Origin of the sequence: Grimontia marina (assembly GCF_900060185.1) — a bacterium.
In the GTDB taxonomy this organism is placed as follows: Bacteria; Pseudomonadota; Gammaproteobacteria; order Enterobacterales; family Vibrionaceae; genus Enterovibrio; species Enterovibrio marinus.
Genome location: NZ_FIZY01000007.1, coordinates 132,825 through 139,860, shown reverse-complemented (window position 1 = coordinate 139,860; position 7,036 = coordinate 132,825). Strand labels below are relative to the sequence as shown.

The window sequence follows — 7,036 nt, the reverse complement described above, 5'->3', positions numbered from 1 at the left end:
GGGCCATCATGAAAGGCCAGGCATTTGATACTGACCTATACCCACAGACAGCCGCTATTTACCCAGATGGGACGCTTCCCGACATGAGGGGCCGTGGCTTAATAGGGAAAGAAGACGGTGAGATTGTGGGTGAATTCGCTGAGGGCCAAGTGAAATCCCATGGCCATGCTGGCTCAACCGTCAGCAGCACCAATTTGGGCACAAAGTACACCTCAACCAACGGTGATCACAGGCACTACACACGAGGGGGCTATCAAGGCGGCTATACAAGTAGCTATCACAACGCTGATGCCGCTGGCGGTAGCCATGGCAACGTCCTCTATGGCAATACAACAGGCAATCACAATCACTCTATCGCTATAGGAATACATGGTCACAGTGTCACCATTGCCACCTTTGGTGCATCAAAAAACACCATCGACCATCTCAAATGTAACTGGATCGTAAGGCTTGCCTAATGAATGAAATCAAACACACTTCGGTTGTTGTAGACGTTTCCCACTTATCGCCCGACGGATGGTGGTTAGGCAATGAAAAACAACACGTCGCCAAGGGAACGGCACTCGGCACTGACTATACAGAAACGCTCTATACACCAACGGCACAGGGGCTGACTTCACGCTTTGATCGTAAAACTCAGACCTGGTCGGAAGAAATAGAAGATAGAACCGCAACCCCATACTTTTCCGTTGAAGGACGGGGGTATCGTCTGACCGTCCCGGATGGAACGGTTCCTGACGGCATGGTGACTACGCCCCCGCCCAATCATGATCCAAGTACCCAAGCGGTACTTTATGAGGAAGAGCAATGGCGGATTTTTGATATCAAGGTGGGTCAGTCTTACTGGGATGAATCAGGCCACGAGTACGTTGTTTCTGACTATTACTTTGAGCTTTCCAACGAATGCACTTGGGAGAATCCACCAGCAGCAAGAGAGAACTATGCCGTCAGATTGGTTCAGGGAAAATGGGAGGAAGTCGAAGACCATAGGGGTAAGGAGATCTTCAACAAAGCAGAATGTTTACAGGTCGAATTAGTCGAAGAGCTTGGCCCTATCAAAGACGGATGGACATTGACTGCCCCACCAACGCCTTTTCATGAATACCAAAACGGTACCTGGCAACCAAGCACTGACAGAGCAAAAAAAGCAAAACGTGAGGAGATCAATGCCTGGCGATTTGCAACAGAGAATGACGTCAGAGCAACCGTCATCGCCAATGATACCGTCTGGGATGCTGGGCCCGAAGCACGCATGAGAATAGACTCCACCATTCTTGCAGGGGTGATGCCGCCTTATTGGACTGACGCCAATAACCAAGATCACCATGGCATGAGCATAGAGGAACTAAAGCAGGTCAAAGCAGCAATAAACCTGCAAGGATTCGTTATCCATGACAAACAACGAAAGATGAAACAGGAAGTGGATAGCCTGGAGAGCTTTGAAGCGGTGCTGGCCTTTAACGTCGGGTAAATCACTGTTTAAGGAGCGTTTACAGACCTACGCACACTGTACAGAGAAGCCGCTTAAAATGGGATGTTAAAGACTTTCCAATATAAGCGGTTTCATTTTTCAGCTTTGGCGGCGGGCTACAATATAAGAAAAAAGCCCACAAGCTTATGCTTGTAGGCCTTAGTTTAAATGGTGCCCCGGGCCGGACTTGAACCGGCACAACGCGAACGTCGAGGGATTTTAAATCCCTTGTGTCTACCAATTCCACCACCAGGGCACGCAATTCTTTGATTGCGATGATAGGCACCATCTGCAAATAATTTGGAGCGACACACGAGGTTCGAACTCGTGACCTCAACCTTGGCAAGGTTGCGCTCTACCAGCTGAGCTAGTGTCGCATTTGGTTGCGGGAGCCGGATTTGAACCGACGACCTTCGGGTTATGAGCCCGACGAGCTACCAGGCTGCTCCATCCCGCGTCCGTATCTCATTGTTCTCGCACAATGACAGCGATTCCCATTTCTCAATCCCTTAAAAGAGATTGGAGCGACACACGAGGTTCGAACTCGTGACCTCAACCTTGGCAAGGTTGCGCTCTACCAGCTGAGCTAGTGTCGCATCATGGAGGCGCGTCCCGGAGTCGAACCGAGGTCCACGGATTTGCAATCCGCTGCATAGCCACTCTGCCAACGCGCCTTCGTTTTTCCCGCTTTGGTAAGTTGTCTTCCTCTGCGGTACGGGTTGGCATTCTACATAAGTTTTTTTAGCTGTCACGCACTAATTTCGGCGTTTTGGTTTGTTTGCTTCTTTATCGAGCAAATCTGATAAATATCAGCCACATTGATCAAAGTTTTAGCAAAAACCTCTGGATTTTTCATTGCAGCCCTTACAAACCGCGGCCTGTGTATGCCATCAATAAAAAAGCCAGCTTGTCATCGCTGGCTTTAGTCTTTGATATTTCAGGATGATTAGATAGCTTTAACGTCGAAATCCACTTCTGGGTTGACGTCAGCGTCGTAATCCACCCCCTCGACACCGAAGCCAAACAATTTCAGGAATTCTTCTTTGTATTCGACGTAGTCTGTCAGCTCTTTCAAGTTATCTGCGGTAATTTGTGGCCACAGGTCACGACAATGCTGTTGAATGTCGTCACGCAGTTCCCAGTCATCCAAACGCAGACGGTTTTTGTCATCTACTTCTGCTGCCGAGCCATCAGCCTTGTAGAGGCGCTGACTGAACATACGGTAGATTTGCTCCATACAGCCTTCATGTACGTCTTCAGCGCGCATTTTCTTGAACACCATCGCGATGTAGAGCGGCATAACTGGAATCGCAGAGCTCGCCTGAGTCACAACTGATTTGAGCACTGCAACATTTGCGGTACCGCCCGTTGCAGAAAGCTTGTCATTCAGCGCTGAAGCAGCACGGTCTAAGTCCATCTTCGCGCGGCCCAATGCGCCGTCCCAGTAGATTGGCCATGTCAGTTCAGTACCGATGTAGCTGTATGCCACGGTCTTACAACCGTCAGCCAGCACGCCCGCGTTAGACAGTGCCTGAATCCACAGTTCCCAATCCTCGCCGCCCATCACGGTAACGGTGTCTTTGATTTCCTGCTCTGTTGCAGGCTCAACACTGGCTTCGATGATTTGGTCTTTGTTGGTGTCGACTGCTGTAGAGGTGTAAACATCACCAATTGGCTTCAGTGATGAACGAACCACTTCACCGGTTTTTGGCAGTTTACGAACTGGGGAAGCCAGTGAGTAAACCACCATATCAACCTGACCAAGATCTTCTTTAATCAGCTCGATCGCTTTCTTTTTCGCTTCATCAGAGAATGCATCGCCGTTCAGGCTCTTTGAGTAAAGGCCTTCTTCCTTGGCGAACTTGTCGAATGCCGCGGAGTTGTACCAACCCGCTGTGCCCGGCTTTTTCTCTGTGCCTGGCTTTTCGAAAAACACACCGATGGTCGCTGCACCGCCGCCAAACGCAGCAGCAATGCGCGATGACAGGCCATAGCCGCTAGATGAACCCACCACCAGTACACGTTTTGGTGCGTTGGCTATTGGGCCTTGGGCTTTGGTGTATTCGATTTGCTCTTTTACGTTAGCTTCACATCCTTTTGGATGGGTAGTCGTACAGATAAATCCGCGAATTTTCGGTTTGATGATCATATTCAACCTTCCTTTCAAAGTTGGGCTTAGGATAAATACTTCATCTTGTTTTGGCACTTATTTTTGTCGCAAAACCCCAATTTCGGGTAGTGGTTGGAGGTGTTAGCAAGAAAAAACGCCGCTGTTGCGGCGTTTTTGAGAACAATTCTGCTGTTATGCAGCTTTGCCTTTCTTTCGGCTTGTCGGCACAGGTGCCGAGTCTGACTTGAACCAGGAAGGGTCGAAGTTATCCACCTGAATCGCTTCGTAGCGAAGTCCATCAGCGTGTTTGACTTGATCGACTTCTTCCTGAGTCAGAATGTTCTGTTCAAGGGCTGCATCCAAACGGTCTGACAACAAACCTTTCGCAGGAATTTTCTTCGCCTTGGCTGCAACCGCCATTTTCTTCTCCAGTGGTTTCACTGCCACCATGGCTTCGAAGGCGCGCTCCATGATAGCTACTGGGTCAGTTGCTTTGTCACCGACATAGCTAAGATGCGTCAGACGCTCACGATGTGCCCCCGGCGTCATCAGCAGATCAGCAATTTTCGTTGCCAGCTTGTCTGATGGTGCTTTGTAGTGCATACCCAGTGGGAAAAGGATGGCACGCAGCGAGAAACCAACACCTTTTTGTGGGAAGTTATTGAACGCGCCGTCAAACGCCTCCGCACATTTGTTCAGGCAGTATTGTAGTGAATAATGAACGAAAGGTAGGTCTGACTGTTGGCGACCTTCATCTTCATAGCGTTTCAATACTGCTGATGCCAGATACAGGTGGCTCAACACATCACCCAAACGGGCTGAGAGCATTTCACGGCGTTTTAGCTCACCGCCCAATGTTAGCATGGCTACATCAGCAGTGACCGCCAGCGCACGACTCATGCGGGACAGTTGACGGTAGTAAGCCGCTGTTTCGCCTGAAACAGGTGATTTGTTGAAGCTGGAACGGGTAAACGCATTAGTGAAAGACACCAGCACGTTCTTCGTGGCAAAGCCAATGTGCTTGATGAGAAGAGAATCAAACGCTTCTGCACCTTTTTCGCCATCAGCCTCTGCCGCCGCTTCCATTTCTTTCAGCACATAAGGGTGGCAACGTGTCGCCCCTTGGCCAAAGATCATCAGGTTGCGGGTCAGAATGTTCGCCCCTTCTACTGTGATTGCAACGGGCATACCAAAGTAATGATGGCCCACATAGTTTAGCGGCCCCAACTGGATGGCTCGACCTGCATGGATATCCATCGAGTCGTTTAGTATAGTTCGTGCCAGTTCGGTCATGTGGTATTTGGCGATTGCGGTCACAATACCCGGCTTCTCTTTCATATCCAGAGAAGTCGTCGTCAATGTGCGTGCCGCTTCGAGCATGTAGGTGTAACCACCAATGCGTCCCATTGCCTCGCCCACGCCTTCAAATTTACCAATGTGCATACCGAACTGCTTACGTACATACGCGTAAGCACCAGTGGTACGCGCCGTCAGGTGACCGACTGCTGTGCCCAGTGCTGGCAGGGAAATACCGCGGCCCGCTGACAGACATTCCACCAGCATACGCCAGCCACGACCCACATAGTCTTGACCACCGATAACCCACTCCATTGGAATGAAAACATCCTGACCACGTGTTGGACCATTCATAAAGGACAAACCCAATGGATTGTGACGTTCACCGATTTCGACGCCTTTATGATCCGCTGGGATAAGTGCACAAGTGATACCGAGTTGTTCTTGGTCACCTAACAGGCCTTCTGGGTCATGAAGTTTGAAAGCAAGGCCCAGCACAGATGCGACTGGCGCAAGTGTGATGTAACGCTTGTTCCATGTCAGGCGAATACCCAGCACTTCTTTCCCTTCATGCTCGCCCATGCATACGATGCCTTTGTCCGGGATAGAACCCGCATCTGAACCCGCTTCAGGGCCAGTCAAAGCAAAACAAGGGACATCCTGCCCATTTGCAAGCCGTGGCAACCAGTAATTCTTTTGATCCTCAGTACCGTAGTGCGTTAACAGTTCACCCGGACCCAGAGAGTTAGGTACCATCACTGTCACTGCCGCACTCAAGCTGCGGGTCGCGATACGTGACACAATCGTCGAGTTCGCGTAGGCAGAAAACTCAAGACCACCGTATTCTTTTGGAATGATCAGCGAGAAGAATTTTTCTTTTTTCAGAAATTCCCACACCTGTGGTGGCAAGTCTTTACGTTCTTGAACAATGTCGAAATCGTCCAGCATCCCCAGCAGTTCTTCCAGCTGGTTATCCACGAACGCTTTTTCTTCTTCAGTTAAACGCGGCTTTGGATACTGCAGCAACTTGCGCCAGTCGGGATTACCGGCGAACAACTCGCCATCCCACCATACACTGCCAGCTTCCATCGCCTCACGCTCCGTTTCAGAAAGCGGCGGAAGTACCTTTTTGAAAAACTTAAACGCTGGATCGCTTAAATAGCGTCTTCTAAGTGATGGTTGAGAGCTCATGATTCAGATCCTTGTATTTGTAACACGTAAATTTCTTATTATTTTTTTAGCTTTAGCCTGCACTGCGTGGAATATCGCGCGGCACAAGTAATAGTTCCTGACTGGCAGGTGCATCTACACCAGCAGCCAGATAAGGAATCAATCGATCGAGAATGTCTTCAGTAGTCACATTGTTTCCGAAGTCATTCTCCGCAATTTCACTCAATGCTACATTCGACGCCATGGTGAAAATCACCGCGCCCAGGGTAAAGTGAAGTCGCCAGAAAACATGTTCAGGTTTCAGTGAGGGATTTGCTTTGATGACAGCCTGGGTAAAGAGGGTCAGTACGGAATCGTAACGCGTTGTAATAAACCAGCGGAGGTGACCCTGTACGTCGGTGTAGCCACGGCCGATGAGCTGCATGAAAGTCGATGCGCCATGGCGGCGAAAGGTGTCCAATCCCAAAAGTGGGCGCTTGGTACATGCAAACACTTCTTCCATTGAAATATCATCTTTGACCAGTAGCAGTTTTAATTCCTGCTCCAGTAGCGGCATGAACTGTTCGAGATACCGGGCGAGAACCGCACGCACAAGTGACTTCTTATCACCAAAGTGATAGTTAACAGAAGCTAGGTTTACACCCGCCTTGCTCGTGATGGTGCGAAGAGAGGTCTCTTTGAAACCATGCTCAGCAAACAACTGCTCCGCGGCATCGAGAATTTTTCCTTTGGTTTCGCCTTTCCCTGCCATTTTCACTCACCTGTATTAAACACTTGTTTAACTTTACATCTCGTTAGCATTAATAACAACCCCCAAACAACCATCAAAAAAGCCTATGTTTTTGGGCAAAAAATGTGTTGTCGTAACTTGTTGTAAAGTAATGTCATTCGAGGAAATGGCTTAGTATCACACTCATTAATGAGAAAAAAATCGAACCTTTTGGGAACAATTGGCGATTCATCGGGTCACATATAATGCCACTGCTTTT

At 49.2% G+C, this 7,036-nt stretch carries 5 protein-coding genes and 5 tRNA genes; 2 read left to right on the top strand and 8 right to left on the bottom strand.

Going from position 1 to position 7,036, the window contains the following annotated elements; genetic code table 11:
* Both GMA8713_RS27670 and GMA8713_RS05880 read left to right on the top strand, forming a co-directional pair.
* Nucleotides 1-458, top strand: a 458-nt coding sequence (locus GMA8713_RS27670) for a tail fiber protein (RefSeq protein ID WP_198159456.1), incomplete at its 5' end; no start/stop codon positions are given.
* On the top strand, nt 458-1,471 hold the full coding sequence (locus GMA8713_RS05880; RefSeq protein ID WP_062706760.1) for a DUF4376 domain-containing protein: 1,014 nt from the start codon (nt 458-460) through the stop codon (nt 1,469-1,471). The genes GMA8713_RS27670 and GMA8713_RS05880, both read left to right, overlap by 1 nt.
* A gap of 169 nt (nt 1,472-1,640) precedes the next feature.
* Here the strand turns inward: GMA8713_RS05880 and GMA8713_RS05875 are convergent.
* The 8 genes from GMA8713_RS05875 to psrA form a co-directional block, all read right to left on the bottom strand.
* A tRNA-Leu gene (locus GMA8713_RS05875) sits at nt 1,641-1,727 on the bottom strand.
* A gap of 45 nt (nt 1,728-1,772) precedes the next feature.
* Nucleotides 1,773-1,848, bottom strand: a tRNA-Gly gene (locus tag GMA8713_RS05870).
* A gap of 3 nt (nt 1,849-1,851) precedes the next feature.
* A tRNA-Met gene (locus GMA8713_RS05865) sits at nt 1,852-1,928 on the bottom strand.
* A gap of 63 nt (nt 1,929-1,991) precedes the next feature.
* Nucleotides 1,992-2,067, bottom strand: a tRNA-Gly gene (locus GMA8713_RS05860).
* A 4-nt stretch (nt 2,068-2,071) separates the two neighbouring features.
* Nucleotides 2,072-2,145 (bottom strand) — tRNA-Cys (locus tag GMA8713_RS05855).
* Between the two features lie 272 nt (nt 2,146-2,417).
* Nucleotides 2,418-3,620 carry an enoyl-ACP reductase FabV gene (gene fabV / locus GMA8713_RS05850; protein ID WP_062706758.1) on the bottom strand — a complete coding sequence of 401 codons (1,203 nt, stop codon included), beginning with the start codon at nt 3,618-3,620 and terminating at the stop codon, nt 2,418-2,420.
* A 153-nt stretch (nt 3,621-3,773) separates the two neighbouring features.
* Nucleotides 3,774-6,068 (bottom strand): acyl-CoA dehydrogenase, encoded by a 2,295-nt coding sequence (locus GMA8713_RS05845; protein ID WP_062706757.1) that lies wholly within the window; start codon nt 6,066-6,068, stop codon nt 3,774-3,776.
* Between the two features lie 52 nt (nt 6,069-6,120).
* A complete protein-coding gene (psrA, locus tag GMA8713_RS05840; RefSeq protein ID WP_062706755.1) occupies nt 6,121-6,798 on the bottom strand; it encodes a TetR family transcriptional repressor PsrA in 678 nt (225 codons plus the stop codon).
* Nucleotides 6,799-7,036 lie beyond the last annotated feature (238 nt).

Bases quoted from the DNA above. Each gene is read 5' to 3' on its own strand.
- GMA8713_RS05880 (WP_062706760.1), top strand. From the start codon at position 458: ATGAATGAAATCAAACACACTTCGGTTGTTGTAGACGTTTCCCACTTA.
- fabV (WP_062706758.1), bottom strand. From the start codon at position 3,620: ATGATCATCAAACCGAAAATTCGCGGATTTATCTGTACGACTACCCAT.
- GMA8713_RS05845 (WP_062706757.1), bottom strand. From the start codon at position 6,068: ATGAGCTCTCAACCATCACTTAGAAGACGCTATTTAAGCGATCCAGCG.
- psrA (WP_062706755.1), bottom strand. From the start codon at position 6,798: ATGGCAGGGAAAGGCGAAACCAAAGGAAAAATTCTCGATGCCGCGGAG.